The following is a 15,824-nucleotide window of genomic DNA, read 5'->3' on the forward strand; positions in this document are numbered from 1 at the left end:
CATGGCCCGCCAGGCCGAGGCCGAGCGCGAGAAGCGCGCCAAGATCATCTCCGCCGAAGGGGAAGCCCTGAGCGCCGACCGCCTCGCCGAGGCCGCCGACGTCATCAGTGGCCACCCCCTCGCCCTGCAACTACGCAACCTGCAAATCCCCGCCGAGATTGCCGCGGAGAAGAACTCTACGATCGTCTTCCCCACCCAGTTCCTCGAAAGCACCCGGGCACTGACCCGGTTCGTCGAAGAGGAAGCCGGAAGAGCCGCCGTGCCCCTGCCGGAACTGGCCACGCACAGGGAACCAGCGGGAGGCGGCAGTTCCGCCAACATCTGAGCCGAGCGGGACAGGACGGGTCCAGGCTGGACAGATCGGGTTTCGGACCCGGGACATGGCCGCTCCCGTGCGATGCGCCGTTCGGCCCATGGCTCGGGTGGGCCGGAGTGCCGAGGGTCTTACAAGGCGCTCTACTTGATCTCAACTCTGAGGGGAGTCGTCTCATGACAGGACATCCGCACTCCGCGGAGCGCGGGCTTGCCGCACCCATCGATCTCAACGGAACCGGGCAATATGTGCACTGGGGCGTGGTGCAGGTGTCTGTCGCCAACCTCGTGGTCATCGGACTGATGCTGATCGTCTTCGTGGTGGCCCTGCTTCTTCCCTTCCCCCGAGGGCGGGGCCTGCGGTGAGCGAGACGGGCGGGGCAGGAGGAGGCTGGACGGGAGCGGTCCGGCGGCGAGCCGTCCGTGTGCTGCCGCCCGACAAGCTGCTGCCCGATACCCAGCCTGCGTACATGGCCTCGTGGATCTACGTCTTCGGGGTGCTCACCATGGCCGCGTTGATCGTCGTCCTGGTCACCGGTGGGGTGCTGGCCCTGAAGGGGCCCGCGTGGTGGCACGTCTCGGATACCGGCAAGTACGTGAACAGCCTGCACCTGTGGAGCGTCGAGCTGTTCATGTTCTTCATGGTCATCCACCTGTGGGGCAAGTTCTTCATGGCCGCCTGGCGTGGCAGGCGAGCGCTGACCTGGATCACCGGCACGGTGTGCTTCTTCGCCTCGATCGGCACCGCCTTCACCGGTTACCTGGTTCAGCAGAACTTCGACTCCCAGTGGATCGCCGGGCAGGCCAAGGACGGGCTCAACTCGGTCGGCATCGGCGCGTTCTTCAATGTGCTGGACTTCGGGCAGATGCTGATGTGGCACATCGTCCTGCTGCCGTTCGTCCTGTGCGTGCTGACGGTCTGGCACATTCTCCTGGTCAGGCTGCGCGGGATCGTCCCGCCCATCGATGTCACCACTCCCGCCGTGGACGGCACGGCTCAGGAGGCGGCGCCTTGAGCCGGCGCCCCCGCAGGTCCGCCGTACCGGACCCGGCCGCCTTCCCCACCAGGCCGTACGATCTGGTCAAGGAGTTCGCCGTCGCGCTGGTCGTGATCGCGCTGCTGACCACGGCCCTGGCCGCGGTCTTCTCCTCGCCTGACGTCAAGCCGGTGACTCTGGCTTCCTGGGCACGGGCCGACGGCGCCGACTTCACAGCCACCGCCGCGGCCGAACTCGGCGGCATCAGTGCGACGGCCCAGTACGGGCCGCCGTACAACCACACGCCGGGCGCGGCGCAGACGCTCGGCCCCCTCGGGCTGCAGAGCATGGCGGGGGTCCGTATCCCGGTGGACACCGCGAATGACTTCGTACTACGCCCGCTGCGCGATGCCCCGGAGCCCCCGGCCGTCACCGCGGCGCTTGCGGCCTGGGCCGCCGCCCCGCCCGCCCGGCGCCACGCATGGGCCGCGGCCTACTCCGGCGCCCTGGGCAAGGCGGGCGGCTCAACCCCCGTGAAGGGCGACTACGGCCCGGTGCCCGTGCTCACGACACGCCTTCTCGAATTGGCCCGCAGCGGAGCCCTGGACGGCACACTCCAGGCGGAGGGCAAGTTCTACCAGACCGACTACACCCGTCCGCTGCTGTTCTTGTCCGACGGCTCCTACCTGGAGTCCTTGGCCCGTGCCGAGCATCTCGGCGGCGACCAGTGGGGGATGATGAACGAGACCGGGAACTACCCCGGGCAGGCGTGGCTGTGGCTGTACACCTTCTGGTATCAGATCGAGCCCTTCAAGTCCTCCGGCAACGCCGACGCCCTGGTCTGGGGCGTGATGGCCCTGCTCAGCCTGGGTTTCATGCTGGTGCCCTTCCTCCCCGGCGTGCGATCCGTGCCGCGATGGACGCGGGTGCACCGCTTGATCTGGCGCACGTACTACCGCGAACAGGCTACGGAACGGGACCGGCGGGAGTGATCCCTCCCGCCCATTCTGTGGTGACCGGGTGTGAGACAGGACCGTTCGTTTGACAGTCCCGCCCTGGAGGACTCCCGGCCGAGGGAAGGCTCCGGCGAGGTAGCGCGGAGAGACGTATGCGTCTCGGAACCGCATCCCGCACGACCGTAACCCTCCTGCCAGCGCCGCACAGGAACGACCACGGCGCTGAGTGACCACGGCCGGCGCTGGTGATGTCACGGATGCCCCCTCCCCGCGGCACGGTGACAGCCGGTCAGGTTCCTGGCTCGCGCGGAGGTGGCTGGTTCGGCTGGCGTGTGCCGCAGTCTGTCCTGTGTCCAGGACGCCAGGAGGGTCGATCGGTCCGGAAGGTCACGCCGATCCAGTTCGCCCAGCCGACCGGCTGCAGTGCCCAATAACTGATGGCCCGGTACAGCAGCGCCCCAGCGATCGCTGGTCCGGGAAGCAGGCCATACAGCACCGGCAACGCGGACAGGCTCGCCTCGACCACCCCGATGCTGCCGGGCGCCAGCCGCAGGCTGCTGGGGATCTGTGTGAGCGCGTACGCGACCAGGATCCCGCGCCAGGGCACGCCGATGTCCAGCGCCCACAGACAGGCCGGCACCGAGCCACCACACCGGGCCCGGCCGCACGAGACGGCCTGCCTCCCCGCCTTCGTGACCGGCTGCTGCGGATTCCGGCCGCTCAGACACCGGTTGTCACCGCCGAGCGGTAGCACCGCGTCAGGGCCGGACGGTGTCGAGGCGCCCGGGGAGAGATGCTTTCCACGGCACTCCTCCCACCAGAATTCACTGTCTGCGTCAGCACATCATCAAGGCATACCGACGCTGTGACAGGCGCGCTCCTCCCGGTGGAGGGCCTGCGCCATGTGACGGTACCCCCGGGCTGTGGGCCCCGCCGACGATGACGACCCCGATCGGAACACTGGCCACGAATTCCAGATGGCGCCACCGCTGCTGACCCGAACCAATACGCGCCGCAACGCAGCGATCGACGGCTGCATACGCTTCCGCCACGGGGCGGTGCGGTGACCGGGGTTTTTGTGCGCGGTGGACAGTCACCTCAGGCGTTTCCATGAATACGTTCCGAGGTCGTCGGCCTCGACGATCCCGGGAAGCGATCCGCCCTCACGCAGGAGCGTGACATAGCAGGTCGCTACGACCTCTTCCAACGCTTTTCCAGGCCACCCATCTCTTCAGCCTTATAATCCACGGACGACTTCTCCGGGGTGTAGCGGCAGGAATCGCCAGTCAACGGCGCTGGGGAGGATCTGGGGAGTTTCGACCGGCAAGCCGGTCTCCCCGCTCCCCGAGCAGACCGTCGGTGGTGCCGCGCCCCTTGCTGCCAGCCTCCGGCATGACCAGCGCCCGGAAGCACCCACCCGGACAACAACCCGCAGCGGTCCACCTTCCCGGCACACCGAGGTCGGGGCTCCGAACACCGAATACAGGGTGGGCCGGGCCGGGCCGGCATGCGGGTGACCTCGCGCTGCCTCAGCATGAGCATGGGAAGCAGGTCGTCTCCCTGTGCGCGGAGGTGGGCGCGATGACGCAAGGCCATGTCCAGCAGACGGCCCGCCGAGCCCGGGTACCACGATGAGCGCCCGCGCAACGCCGACCCCCACTCCTGCCAGGAAGACCGGCAGTGAAAGGGGCCCTCGGAGCAAGGCCGCCGGGCCGTCAGTACTCACCCTGACGATCAACCCCACCGTCGATCTCTCCTGGGAGGTCGGGCACCTGATGGGCATCGGCAAGAACCGTGCCCGGGTCAGGTCGGTGGGCGCCGGAGGCGGAGGGATCAACGTGGCCCGTGGTGTGGTGCTGCTCGCCGGACGGGCCACTGCCGTCCACACCGCCGGAGGCGAGGTCGGCCAACGGCTGAACCGGCTGCTGGACGAAGAAGGCGTCGACCACGTCGCCGTCGACATCGAGGAAGAGACCCGCGAAGCACTCGTGCTGTTCGACACCGCATCGCGCCACTGCTACCACATCGTGCCGCCCGGCCCACGCCTGCGGGAACACGAGGGGCTGCGGTGCCTCGACGCACTGGAGCGGGCCGCGGGCGATTGCCCGTACGTCGTGGCCAGCGGCAGTCTGCCCGGCGGCTTGCCCGCCGACTTCTACGCCGTCGTCGCCCGCCGCATCAAGCAGGCCGGAGCCCGGCTGATTCTGGACACCTCCGGGCCGGCCCTCAGCGGAGCACTCGCGGAAGGCGTCTTCCTCCTCAGGTGCAACCGGACAGAGGCCGCGAGCCTGACAGGCCGGGACATCCTCAGCCTCGACGACGCCCGAGCCGTCAACGAGCACCTGCTCTCCACAGGAGCCGCCGAAGTCGCCGTCACCACGGTGGGAGCGCTGGGCGCGGTGTGCTCGACCGGCCACGGCCATACCGAACTGCACGCGCCACCGCTGCCCGGCGAGCCGTTGAGCGATGCAGGGGCGGGAGACGGCATGGTGGCCGCCATCGCCACACGGCTGACCGCCGGCGACGACCCCGTCAGCGCCAGCGCCCTGGGGGTGGCCGTGGCCGCCGCAGCGATGCTCACCCCCAGCACCGAGCCCTTCGACCCGGAAGTGGCCCAATCGCTCCGCCCCGAGGTGAAGAGCAAGTTCCAGGCCCATGCATGAGAACTCGCGTGCTTCGAGTGCCGTGCCGGCCCGCAGTCGTCCCCGGCGCCCCGCGCCTTCCCGCCACGCGCGTACCAGCCGGCCACCGCCTTCGTCAGCGCCGTGACCACCCCGAGTAGCAGGGCAACAGGTGGTATCGGCAGCAGAGTCACCGGACCGACGGACAGGCGGCGCGAAACACGGCACCGAGTCCCCGGTCGATATTCCAGCCGTGGATCTTGATCTTCACCGCCGGGTGGCCGCTTGCTGGCGGTAATGGCGTGCGCGGGCACCGCACGGTACTCACCACTCCGGACCGGTTCAGGTGCGCCCACGGTGGGTCCACAACGGTTCCACGACGGCCCACTCGCTCTCCCAGCCGTCCAGGGTGGCGGCCTCGGTGCGCCGCAGGCGCAGGCCGACCACGCCGGTGGTGGTCAATCGGAATGCCGTGCCGACCGAAATCCGTACGCCACATCGGGAAGCGGGGAAGATCGCCGAACCAGTCCCTGACGTCGGCGAGCTCGGGGAAGAAGCTGCGACGGCGTTCCATGCCGGTCGGCATGAACGTTCGCTCCTTGCGTCGTGGATCGACCTGTCACCCCCACTCTGGCGCCCGTAGGCCTGCTCCCCGAGTGCCGGACGGGCCCGGAAAGGGGCCGAACGGTGCACGGCTTCCAGGGACCTACTGAGCCCTCCGGCGCACAGCCACGACGCCGCAGCGCTCCCGAATCGGATCCCGTCGCTCGCGGCCCGCATGCGCGGCCGGACGATCTGGGGTACTCCTCGAAGGGGAGGAAGGGGCGTGCCTCGGTGCTCAGAGCCGACGCCCGTGTGCCCCTCCCCGCGGCGTCGTTCGATCGGAGGCAGTTGCCATGGAGCCAGTCGTCACGGTCGGCCTGGACGGCTCGCCCCAGAGCATGGCGGCCGCTCATTGGGCGGCCGACGAGGCCGAGCGGCGCAGGGCCACGCTGCGTCTGATGCACGCCTGGCCCATGCTCGCGCCCGAGCCGGTCCGCGCCGCGTCGGAGATCGATCAGAACTTCTGGGCGAAGCGCCTCGTGCACAAGGCTCAGGCGGAGCTCCAGGCCTGCCACCCGGGCCTCCTGATCGTCGGCAACCTGGTCGCCGACGACGCGCAGGACGCGCTGGTGAAGGCGGCGTCGGAGGCCGAACTGACCGTGCTGGGTTCGCGCGGCCTGACCCCCGCCGAGAGCTACTTTCTCGGCTCCGTCAGCATGGCCGTCGTGGCACGGGCCACGCGGCCCGTGGTCCTGATCCGTCCCGAGCCCCGCGAAAAGGGCACGTCGCCTACCCCCGGCGGCGTCGTGGTCGCGCTGAAACTGCACGGCCCCTGCGAGGACCTCCTCGCCTTCACCTTCGAGGCCGCCGCAACCCGCGGCGTGCCTCTCCAGGTCGTCCATGGCCGGAGTCTGCCGCTCCATGCGCACACCCCCTGGGGCGTGGACCACGACGTCGTCAAGGAGATCACGGAGGATGCGCGGAAGCAGCTGGATCAGGTCCTGCGCCCCTGGCGCGAGAAGTTCCCCGGCGTGGAGCCGGTCGGTACCGTCCGGCTCGAAAGCCCGGCCGAGGCCGTCGTGCGCTCCGCCGGAGGGGCCGAGCTGCTGGTCGTCGGCCGGCGCAAGCACCGTCCCCCGCTCGCACCACACCTCGGTCCCGTAGCCCAGGCCGCCCTGCACCACGCGCGCTGTCCTGTCGCCGTCGTCCCTCATGACTGAGCCGACCCCGTTGAACGAGCTGATCGCGACGGGGCGCCAGGAGCACACTGCCCCGCTCCGGCCGGGCGTCGCCCCTGACACCGGCGTGCCTCCGCGGGCGGAGGTGCGCGAGACCCACACCGCGGTCGTGTTCTTCGTCGGCGATCGCGCCTACAAACTCAAGAAGCCGGTCGACCTGACGTTCCTGGACTACAGCACCGTGGAGGCGCGGCGGACCGCGTGCGAGCGGGAGGTCGCTCTCAACCGCCGCTTCGCCCCGGATGTCTACCTGGGTGTGGGCGAGATCCGCGTCCCGGGCGCGGAGGCGCCCGAGCCTCTCGTGGCCATGCGCCGCATGCCGGCCGGGCGCCGCCTCTCCCGGCTTGTCCGGGACGGCGCGGTCGTCGACGATGCCCTGCGGGCCGTCGCCCGGCTGCTCGCGACCCATCATGCGAGCGCACGCCGCACGTCGGACGTGGAGGCACAGGGCACCCGGGACGCCCTGTCGTCGCGCTGGGAGGCAAGCTTCGCGCAGGTGCGTGAGACGGCCGTGGAAGGCCGCGTGCCGGAGGGCGTGGAGGAGGTCGAGCGGCTGGTCCGCCGCTATCTCGCCGGCCGTGAGCGGTTGTTCGAGACGCGCATCGGGCAGGGCCGGATCGTCGACGGGCACGGCGATCTGCTCGCCGAGGACATCTTCTGCCTGGACGACGGCCCCCGCGTCCTGGACTGTCTGGAGTTCGACGACCGCCTGCGCTATGTCGACGGCCTCGACGACGCCGCCTTCCTCGCCATGGACCTGGAACAGCTCGACGCCCCGGGTCTAGCGGCGTTCTTCCTCGCCCGGTACAGCGAGTACTCCGGCGACCCCGCACCACCCTCCCTGCGGCACCACTACGTCGCCTACCGCGCCTTCGTCCGCGCCAAGGTCTCCCTGATCCAGGCCCGCCAAGGCACGCCCGACGCCGACCGCACCGCACGGCGGCTGATCGCCTCGGCTCTGCGGCACCTGCGCACCTCCGCCGTCGGCCTGACCCTCGTAGGAGGACTCCCCGGCAGCGGAAAATCCACCCTCTCCGGAGCACTGGCCGACCGCCTGGGCGTCACACTGCTCAGCAGCGACCGCCTCCGCAAGGAACTCGCCGGCATCCCGGCGGACCGGCCCGCTTCCGCAGCGTACGGCGAGGGCCTGTACACGCCCAAGTGGACCGCCACGACCTACGCCGCCCTGCTGGAACGCGCTGCCACCCTGCTAACCCGCGGCGAGTCCGTCGTCCTCGACGCCACCTGGTCGAACGCCGAACAGCGCGAAGCCGCCCAGCGCGTGGCCGAACGCACCAGCGCCGACCTCGTGGCCCTGCACTGCCAGGTCCCGGACGAGACGACCGCGACCCGCATGGAGGACCGCGCCGCCGGACCCTCCGACGCCGACCTCGACGTGGCCACCGCCATGGCGGCGAGGGAGCCATCGTGGGCGGAAGCCATCACCATCGACACCAGCGGCCCCCTGGAGGCCGCCGTCTCCCAGGCGCTGGCAGCCGTGCGCCCGTACGACACCGGCCCCCTGGTCTTCCGCCGCCCCTATCTGGAGCCGGACTAGCAGCGGAAGACACCACTGCGACCGACCCCGACCGAGCCCCCCAGCACGACTCACCCCATCGGACGGGAGAGCCCCTGTTCCCCCACGCAAGGAGACGTGATGACCGAGAACATCGCCCCCGACGAGCACGAGAGGCTGCGCACCCTGGAGTCCCAGGTGCAGGTCCTGGCCCAGGCCGTCAGAGCACTGGCCGAAGGACTGGAGGAGATCCCCTCGGAGGACACCGAGATGGAGAAGCAGGCGGCTCGCGGCGCCAGACTGGCACACGAACTGCTGCTGTCCCAGGGGCTGTAGGAGCCCGACGATGAAGGTCTCCGAGGCGATGAGCCATCCGGCGGTGCCCGTGCCCCACCGGGACACCGCTGGGGCAAGTCGCTCGCGAGATGGCCGAATACGGGGTCGGATCCGTGATGCTCACCGAAGGCGAGATCCTCCGCTGACGCAAACGAGGTGGCCGATTCGCTGATGACGTTGACGTGCCCTACCGGACCTTCCGCAGGTCCGGGGTCCGTCGCCTGCCCGCCCTCGACGGTCACCGGGTCGTGGGCGTCCTGACCGTGGGCGACGTACTCATCGACGTCTTCCGGCGTCTGGCCGAGCTGCTCGGCCCGGTCGCCCGGAACGTCCTCGAGGAACGTCCTGGGCCGCCCTCGGGGGACACGGGTCCGCGCGGGGCCTGACCCTACCTGTCGGTGCCGCCTGGTGGATCCCCTGTCCGTCATCCCTTGACGACCCCGAGCGGTACCAGGCGGGCGACCAGTGTGGCGAGCCCCGCACCCTCCGTGGCGGCGGCCACGGCGTCGACGTCCTTGTAGGCGTCGGGCGCCTCCTCGGCGAGCGCGCGCCAGGACTTCGGCCGGACCGCGATGCCGTGGGACTCCAGCTCGTCGTGCAGTTCCTCGCCGCGGACCCGGCGCAGCGCCTGGTGGCGGCTCCAGACGCGTCCGGCGCCGTGGGCGGAGGACCAGAAGGCGTCGTTGCCGACAGCGCCGGCCATGACGTACGAGGCCGTGCCCATGGTGCCAGGGACCAGGACCGGCTGCCCGGCCTCCGCGAGGTCGTCCGGTAGGTCCGGGTGTCCGGGCGGCAGAGCCCGGATGGCGCCTTTGCGGTGGACGCACAGCCGGCGCCGTACGCCGTCCACGTCGTGGGTCTCGATCTTCGCCATGTTGTGGGAGACGTCGTAGACGAGGTCCAGACTCACCCCGGCGGCGACGGTGAAGGCATGGCGCGCGGCCTCGGTGAGCACCTGCCGGTTGGTGCGGCCGTAGTTGGCGGCGGCCGCCATCGCCCCGAGGTAGGCGCGGCCAGGGGTGGAGACGGCGGGGGCGCAGGCCAGCTGCCGGTCCGGCAGCCGGATGCCGAAAGAGCCCAACGACTGGTCCATGCCACGGACGTGGTCGCTGCACACCTGGTGCCCCAGGCCGCGCGAGCCGCAGTGGATCATGACGCATACCTGGCCGGCGTGCAGACCGAAGGCGGTCGCGATCGGCTCGTCGTACACCCGGTCCACGGCCTGCACCTCCAGGAAGTGATTGGCCGAGCCCAGGCTGCCCACCTGCCGCAGCCCACGGTCCACCGCCCGCTGGCCGACCTGCGACGGATCGGCTCCCGCCAGCGTTCCGCGGTCCTCGCAGCGTTCCAGGTCTCGGGGCACACCCCGGCCGTGCTCGACGGCGTAGGAGGCGCCGGCGACCATGAGTTCCTCCAGCTGGGGGCGCCCGGACAGCTTCCACAGGCCGCCCGGTCCCAGTCCGCGAGGGACGGTGTCGCCGAGGATGTCCATCAGGCGCCGCGTCGACGGGGCCAGCGCGTCGCGGTCGATGCCGGCGGCGAGCAGCCGGACTCCGCAGGAGATGTCGAACCCCACTCCGCCGGGCGAGATCACCCCGCCGGCGTCGATGTCCGTGGCCGCCACGCCGCCGATCGGAAAGCCGTATCCCCAGTGCACGTCGGGCATGGCGTACGAGGCACGGACGATGCCGGGCAGCGTGGCCACGTTCGCGAGCTGCTCCAGCGCCTTGTCCCCGGCCGCCTGCGGCAGAAGCTCCCGCGTCGCGAAGACGACCCCGGGCACGCGCATCGAATCCCGCCGCTCGATACGGAACCGGTACGGCGTCTCCTCCACCAGGGTGATGTCCATGCCCGTTGCCCCTTCCCGGTCCCCTGACTCCAGTAGACCGTCGGCGTCACGGCTTCGCGCCCCGGGAGCGCGGCGTGCCCCCGCTTCCTGGACTGGAAGTCGTGGTCCGGCCCAACGAGGAGGCCGAAGCGCTCCTTCAGGAGTACGCGGACCTCATCGCCCTCACCGGAGGCGAGGCGTTCAGGGCGCGCCTACGAGAAGGCGGCCCGCACGATCGCCGGCCACGCCGGGCTGAAGCTGTCCGAGTACGGGCTGTTCGACGCGGAGAGCGACGAGCGGCTCGGCCTGTCGTGGATCCCGCCCACCCTGCGCGAGGACCGCGGGGAGATCGAAGCCGGCCTGCGCGGTGAGCTGCCCGAGGTCGTGACGGAGGACGCCATCAGGGGTGACCTGCACCCCCACCGACCTCACCGACGGCCTCGCCCCACTGGAGGACATGGTGACGGCGGCCGCCGCACGGGGGTACGCCCACTACGCGGTCACCGACCACGCACCCGCCCTCGCCATGCAACGCATGACCGACGGCAAGGTCCTGGACCAGCGCGAGCGCGCAGGGGCTCTGGACGGCAGACACCGCCGGATGCACCTCCTGCACGGCACCGAGCTCAACATCGGCCCGGACGGCGAGGTGGACCGGCCCGACGCGTCCCTCACCGGCTTCGACCTCTGCGTGGCCTCCGTACACTCCCACTTCGGCCTCGACCGGGAGGCGATGACCCGCCGGATCGTGCGCGCCTGCGAGAACCCCCACGTCAACGTCGTCGGCCACCCCACCACCCGGCTGCTGGGCAAGCGGCCGGGCATCGACGCGGACTTCGACGAGGTGTTCGCCGCCTGCGCCCGCACCGGCACGGCCCTGGAGATCAACGCCCAGCCCGACCGTCTCGACCTCGGCCACGAGGACCTCCTCCGCGCCAGAAGTCACGGGGTGAAGTTCGCCATCGACACCGACGCCCACTCCATCCCGCAGCTCACGCACCTTCGCTACGGCGTCGGCACGGCGCAGCGCGGATGGCTCACCCCCGACGAAGTGATCAACACCTGGCCGCTGCGACGGCTGCGCCGGTTCCTGCGGAAGGGCCGATCCGGCTGAGGCGAGACCGCACCACCGTCCCCTGCGGGAGTCACACGTCGAGCGTCACCGAGCACGTCCAGCCGTCCGGCCCGCTGGTCATGGCCAGCCCGTGCAACGTGACGGCCTTCGGAGCGGCACCCGTCACGGGCAGCGACCTCGCGTCGGCCATCCACAGAACACCCCGTATCCCGCCGTCGACCGGGGCCAGTTCCACATCGACCGGGACCTCTCCTTCGGTGTCGAGCCGGTAGACGACCTCGTCCAGCAGCGCGACGAGCACGTCCTCATCCCGCTCCGCCCGCACCACGGCGTCCCGTCGGCGGACACCGACCGCCCCCGTCACATCCAGGAAGGACGCGCAGACTCCCCGCACCGCCTGCGCCAGGCACTCCTCGCGCGTGGGGGCCCACGCCTCCACCCGCAGGTCCGCCGTATGCGGAACACCGCGATACCCACCGCGTGCGGCAGCACCGTCCACGCCTCGCCTCCCTCGCGCGTCGCCTCCGGCGGTCAGGGAACAGCCGTGCCGCGGTAGCCCCGCCGAGGCGGCAGCCCGGGCAACACCGTGCCGGCCTGTGGCCGACGGTCCGCTGGCTCCTTCCGTACCGGGTGGCCAGCGAGGGCCGAGACGATGTCGGCAGCCGTCAGCACCCCGGCGAGACGCCCGTCCTCGTCCAGCACCGGAAGGGCGTCGGATTCGGTGTACGTCATGAGGTCGACCGCGTGGCGTACGGTCTGCTCCACGTGGACGAGCGCCTGCTTGTGGCCCCGAAGGAGTTCGTCCACCCGCACGTCGGACAGCGAAACGGCGGGGGTCCCGCACGCGACCGCCACATCAGCCCTCTCCAGCAAGCCGGCACATCGACCGTCCGGCCGCACCACCGGAAGATGACGGGAACCCGACCGCTGCAACAGCTCCCACGCCACGAGCACTGTTTCGCCGACGTCGACCGTGACCACTGCGGGACGCATCACCGCGCCGACCGGCCGCGCCAGGACCTCCTGCTGCTCTTCCACGATCGCCTCCTCGGCGCATGGCCCGGGCCTCGGTTGCCTGCCTGTACGACCGGACGGCTTCCTCGGCATCGAGGGCGAACCTCTGGCGAGCTGTGACGCGCTCGGTGCGAGGAGGCCGAGGTCTGGGCCGTCCTGCTGGGCGACGCCGTGGGCTGCGCATTCTGGCGACGTCCGTCGAGTCGCATGCTGCACGCCCAGCGCGGGAGGAACTCGGTGGCTTCCCACTCCCTGCCCCATGGGCTCCATGCTAGGGCGGGCGGAACCGGTCGGCAGTCGCAGCACCGCACGGCGTCGCAGGCACCCGGGTGGATCGCCGGGGTCCCCTGGGCGAGGTGCGCTGCTGGGGGCGCCGCCCGAGCATGATCTTGTACCTGTCCATACGGGCAGGCGACCACCTGATGATCCGTGCCCGGTGGCCCGTGCCGCACGCGGCGGGGTCACCCATGGCGTAGGGAGGGAGAGCCGTGGGCCGCTATGCGGGTGTCGTGGTCAAGCTCAGCGGCGGGGCGTTCGCCGGGGCGGCCAGTGCAGAGACTGATCCGGCCTGCCTGGCGCACTTGGCGGACGGGGTCACCTTGGTGCACGACCGCGGGGTGCAGACCGCGGTGGTCGTCGGAGGGGGAAACCTCTTCCGAGGGCGGCTGGCCGGGAGCCGGGGTATCGGGAGGCAGAAACGGACGACATCGGCATGCTCGGCACGGCGATGAACGCCCCGATGCTGCGAGGTGCGCCGACCGCACGCGGCGAACCGGACGTACGGGTGATGACGTCCGTCCCGACGCAGATCTTCGCCGAGCCGTTCATCCGGTTGCGTGCGGACCGGCACCTGCGGCGCAACCGAATCGTGCTGCTGACCGGAGGCACCGGACAGCCGACCGGAGCACGCGTTCAGCCTCAGAGCCTCAGGCCGCTGCATGAGAGGTCGGGGCCATGTGGTCGGTGAACCAGTCACGCGCCAGATCCGTGACCTTCTCCAGGGCACCGGGCTCCTCGAAGAGGTGCGTCGCGCCGGGCACGACCGCGAGCCTGCTTTCACAACGCAGCCGGGCTTGTGCTTCCTGATTGAGGTCGAGCACCAGCTGGTCGTGACCCCCGACGATCAGCAGCGTCGGCGCCGTCACCGCCGGCAGCCGTGGCCCGGCCAGGTCGGGCCTGCCGCCCCGCGACACGACTGCCGCGATCCGCGTGCCCGGCTCGGCAGCCGCCCACAGCGCCGCAGCCGCGCCGGTGCTGGCGCCGAAGTACCCGACAGCGTGCCCGTCGGCCTCGGGCTGTCCGCGCAGCCACACAGTGGCGTCAGCCAGGCGCTGCGCGAGCAAACCGGTGTCGAAGACGTTGGCCCGGTTGGCCTCTTCGTCCTCGGTGAGCAAGTCGAACAGCAGCGTGCCCAGCCCGGCGCGGTTGAGTCCGGCCGCCACGAACCGGTTGCGCGGGCTGTGCCGGCTGCTGCCGCTGCCGTGCGCGAACACGACGATGCCCCTCGCGCCCGCGGGCACCGTCAACTGTCCGCGCAGCACCATGGCTCCGGCCCGCACATCCACCTCCCGGTCCTCGGGCACGGGAGGACGCGGCCCGGTGCGGCGGGTGTTCAGGGGGCGGGCGATCGCCTCGTCCAGACAGGCAACGACCTCGTCGTCGTCGGTCTGGGAGAAGTCGACGTAGAACTGTCCGATCGCATAGAAGTTCCGCGGGGTGTGCACGCATACGAACTCGTCGGCGTCCCTGCCCAGCCGTGCCGTCCAGTCATGCGGTGCCACGGGGACCGCCAGCACGACCCGAGCGGCCCCACGTGCACGGGCGATCTGGCAGGCCGCGCGCGCCGTCGACCCCGTGGCCACCCCGTCATCGACCACCAGCGCTGTGCGCCCCTCAAGCCCGATCGATGCCCGCCCGCCCCGGTAACGCCGGGCCCGGCTCTCCAGCACCGCCCGCTCACGTGCCTCGACCTCGCCCAGTTCGACGGCGGTGACCTGCGCTGCGCGCACCACGTCATCGTTGATCACGCGTACGCCGCCCTCGCCGATCGCGCCCATGCCCAGCTCCGGCTGGAAGGGCACACCCAGTTTCCGCACCAGACAGACATCCAATGGCGCGCCCAGCATGTCGGCGACCTCAGCGGCGACCGGGACCCCGCCACGAGGCAGACCCAGCACGACCACCTCGGCTCCCTTGAGATGTCCCAGCCGGTCGGCCAGCTGCCGGCCGGCCTCACGACGATCCATGAAGAACACGATCCGACCTCCTCGTCCCCGAGGACACGGTGAGCAACGCGACGCCCCGTACTTCCATGCTCGCCCCAGCAGGCCACGGTCGCGCACCGCCGCGGAACCCGCGGTCACCGTGGTGAGCCGCCACCCTCGCCGCCGGGTTCCACCCCGCCGTCTTGGCTGGTCCTTGTCCTTGGCGAGGCACTTCACCACAATGTCGCGGTCAGTGATCAATCCGTGGAGCCGGTTGTCCGGCCCGCAGACAGGCAGGGCCCCGATGCCGCGTCCGCTCATGCGCTGCGCGGCGTCCACTCCGATCGAGATCACGGCGGAGGTCCTCTCCCACACCGACGCGGCCACCGGGAAGCCCTTCGTCGACATCGTGCAGGACCGGGCCGAGCAGAGGGGCACGGGCCGCTGGACGATGCAGATCGCCCTGGACCTGGAGGTGTCCGTCTCCGGAATCGCGGAGGCCGTCTTCGGCCGGTCCCTGTCCGGACACACGGATCTGCGCGAGGCGGCCCGGGACCTGGCCGGCCCGTCGGCGTCCGCGCTCGGCGAGGACGAGGCCGCTGCCTTCGCCGACCGGGTGGAGCAGGCACTGTACGCGTCCAAGATCGTCTCGTACACACAGGGGTTCCATCGGATCCGGGCGGGCAGCGAGGCGTACGACTGGAACATCGACCTCGGTGCGGTGGCGGCGATCTGGCGGGCCGGTTGCATCATCAGGGCCGCGTTCCTCGACCGGATCCGGGCCGCCTACGATGCGGGCCCCGACCTGCCGAGTCTGCTGTCCGACAAACGGTTCGCCGAGGAGATCGGTGCGGCGCAGGACGACTGGCGCGCGGTGGTCTCCGAGGCGGTGCGGCAGGGCGTGCCGACGCCGGGGTTCGCTGCCTCGCTCTTGTACTACGACGGCCTGCGCGCCGACCGGCTGCCCGCGGCGCTCACCCAGGGGCAGCGCGACTTCTTCGGCACGCACACCTACCGCCGTACGGATCGCGAGGGCTCCTTCCACACGCTCTGGGGCGGCGACCGGTCGGAGGTCGCCGCGGGGTGACCCGGGGCGGCCGGTACGGTCCGCGGACCGCCCGTCTCCGGGTCGCCCGGCCGGGCGACCCCGGAATGCGGTGGCGTCCCGCCCGTGCGTAAGTAGCAGCGAACCCCTTCTCTCCTG

The 15,824-nt window shown here is 71.0% G+C and carries 14 protein-coding genes and 3 pseudogenes; 11 read left to right on the forward strand and 6 right to left on the reverse strand.

Annotated elements, in window-relative coordinates; all coding sequences use genetic code 11:
* Position 1 precedes the first annotated feature (1 nt).
* The 4 genes from ACWCXX_RS30145 (at position 2) to ACWCXX_RS30160 (ending at position 2,281) form a co-directional block, all read left to right on the forward strand.
* Positions 2 to 325 carry a hypothetical protein gene (locus ACWCXX_RS30145; RefSeq protein ID WP_451132723.1) on the forward strand — a complete coding sequence of 108 codons (324 nt, stop codon included), beginning with the start codon at positions 2 to 4 and terminating at the stop codon, positions 323 to 325.
* A 164-nt stretch (positions 326 to 489) separates the two neighbouring features.
* Positions 490 to 678 carry a hypothetical protein gene (locus ACWCXX_RS30150; RefSeq protein ID WP_451132725.1) on the forward strand — a complete coding sequence of 63 codons (189 nt, stop codon included), beginning with the start codon at positions 490 to 492 and terminating at the stop codon, positions 676 to 678.
* 104 nt (positions 679 to 782) lie between these two features.
* On the forward strand, positions 783 to 1,328 hold the full coding sequence (locus tag ACWCXX_RS30155) for a cytochrome b N-terminal domain-containing protein (RefSeq protein ID WP_451132727.1): 546 nt from the start codon (positions 783 to 785) through the stop codon (positions 1,326 to 1,328).
* Positions 1,325 to 2,281 (forward strand): hypothetical protein, encoded by a 957-nt coding sequence (locus ACWCXX_RS30160; protein WP_451132729.1) that lies wholly within the window; start codon positions 1,325 to 1,327, stop codon positions 2,279 to 2,281. The genes ACWCXX_RS30155 and ACWCXX_RS30160 overlap by 4 nt, the downstream gene beginning before the upstream one ends.
* A 253-nt stretch (positions 2,282 to 2,534) precedes the next feature.
* Here ACWCXX_RS30160 and ACWCXX_RS30165 read toward each other — a convergent pair whose 3' ends face one another.
* Positions 2,535 to 2,885 carry a lysylphosphatidylglycerol synthase domain-containing protein gene (locus ACWCXX_RS30165; RefSeq protein WP_451132731.1) on the reverse strand — a complete coding sequence of 117 codons (351 nt, stop codon included), beginning with the start codon at positions 2,883 to 2,885 and terminating at the stop codon, positions 2,535 to 2,537.
* Between the two features lie 465 nt (positions 2,886 to 3,350).
* Positions 3,351 to 3,452 (reverse strand): annotated as a pseudogene (locus ACWCXX_RS30170) (HipA family kinase); the annotation flags it as partial.
* A 424-nt stretch (positions 3,453 to 3,876) separates the two neighbouring features.
* Between ACWCXX_RS30170 and ACWCXX_RS30175 the strand changes: the two are divergent.
* The 5 genes from ACWCXX_RS30175 (at position 3,877) to ACWCXX_RS30195 (ending at position 8,885) form a co-directional block, all read left to right on the forward strand.
* Positions 3,877 to 4,908 (forward strand): 1-phosphofructokinase family hexose kinase, encoded by a 1,032-nt coding sequence (locus ACWCXX_RS30175; RefSeq protein WP_451132733.1) that lies wholly within the window; start codon positions 3,877 to 3,879, stop codon positions 4,906 to 4,908.
* Between the two features lie 854 nt (positions 4,909 to 5,762).
* Entirely contained in the window at positions 5,763 to 6,629 is an 867-nt protein-coding gene (locus tag ACWCXX_RS30180) for a universal stress protein (protein ID WP_451132735.1), read from the forward strand.
* Between the two features lie 103 nt (positions 6,630 to 6,732).
* The gene (locus ACWCXX_RS30185) at positions 6,733 to 8,205 is read left to right on the forward strand and encodes a bifunctional aminoglycoside phosphotransferase/ATP-binding protein (RefSeq protein WP_451132781.1); all 1,473 of its coding nucleotides are present in this window, start codon (positions 6,733 to 6,735) and stop codon (positions 8,203 to 8,205) included.
* A 99-nt stretch (positions 8,206 to 8,304) separates the two neighbouring features.
* Positions 8,305 to 8,499, forward strand: coding sequence for a hypothetical protein (locus ACWCXX_RS30190; RefSeq protein WP_451132737.1), 195 nt, complete (start codon positions 8,305 to 8,307; stop codon positions 8,497 to 8,499).
* A gap of 182 nt (positions 8,500 to 8,681) precedes the next feature.
* Positions 8,682 to 8,885 carry a hypothetical protein gene (locus ACWCXX_RS30195; protein WP_451132739.1) on the forward strand — a complete coding sequence of 68 codons (204 nt, stop codon included), beginning with the start codon at positions 8,682 to 8,684 and terminating at the stop codon, positions 8,883 to 8,885.
* 38 nt (positions 8,886 to 8,923) lie between these two features.
* Here the strand turns inward: ACWCXX_RS30195 and ACWCXX_RS30200 are convergent, their stop codons facing one another.
* Positions 8,924 to 10,348, reverse strand: a complete 1,425-nt coding sequence (locus ACWCXX_RS30200) for an RtcB family protein (protein WP_451132741.1) — start codon at positions 10,346 to 10,348, stop codon at positions 8,924 to 8,926.
* 207 nt (positions 10,349 to 10,555) lie between these two features.
* Here ACWCXX_RS30200 and ACWCXX_RS30205 point away from each other — a divergent pair.
* Positions 10,556 to 11,441 (forward strand): annotated as a pseudogene (locus tag ACWCXX_RS30205) (PHP domain-containing protein); the annotation flags it as partial.
* 31 nt (positions 11,442 to 11,472) lie between these two features.
* Here ACWCXX_RS30205 and ACWCXX_RS30210 read toward each other — a convergent pair.
* From ACWCXX_RS30210 to ACWCXX_RS30220, 3 genes are all read right to left on the reverse strand, one after another.
* Positions 11,473 to 11,901: an archease gene (locus ACWCXX_RS30210; protein ID WP_451132743.1), complete on the reverse strand. Its 429-nt coding sequence runs from the start codon at positions 11,899 to 11,901 to the stop codon at positions 11,473 to 11,475.
* A gap of 32 nt (positions 11,902 to 11,933) precedes the next feature.
* On the reverse strand, positions 11,934 to 12,440 hold the full coding sequence (locus tag ACWCXX_RS30215; RefSeq protein WP_451132745.1) for a CBS domain-containing protein: 507 nt from the start codon (positions 12,438 to 12,440) through the stop codon (positions 11,934 to 11,936).
* A 902-nt stretch (positions 12,441 to 13,342) separates the two neighbouring features.
* Complete coding sequence (locus tag ACWCXX_RS30220; protein WP_451132782.1) at positions 13,343 to 14,671, reverse strand: phosphoribosyltransferase family protein; 1,329 nt, start codon at positions 14,669 to 14,671, stop codon at positions 13,343 to 13,345.
* Positions 14,672 to 14,963: 292 nt separating this feature from the next.
* Between ACWCXX_RS30220 and ACWCXX_RS30225 the strand changes: the two are divergent.
* A pseudogene (locus tag ACWCXX_RS30225) lies at positions 14,964 to 15,707 on the forward strand (NADP-dependent phosphogluconate dehydrogenase); the annotation flags it as partial.
* Between the last annotated feature and the right edge of the window lie 117 nt (positions 15,708 to 15,824).

The sequence above is a fragment of the Streptomyces sp. NPDC001732 genome, assembly GCF_053596315.1.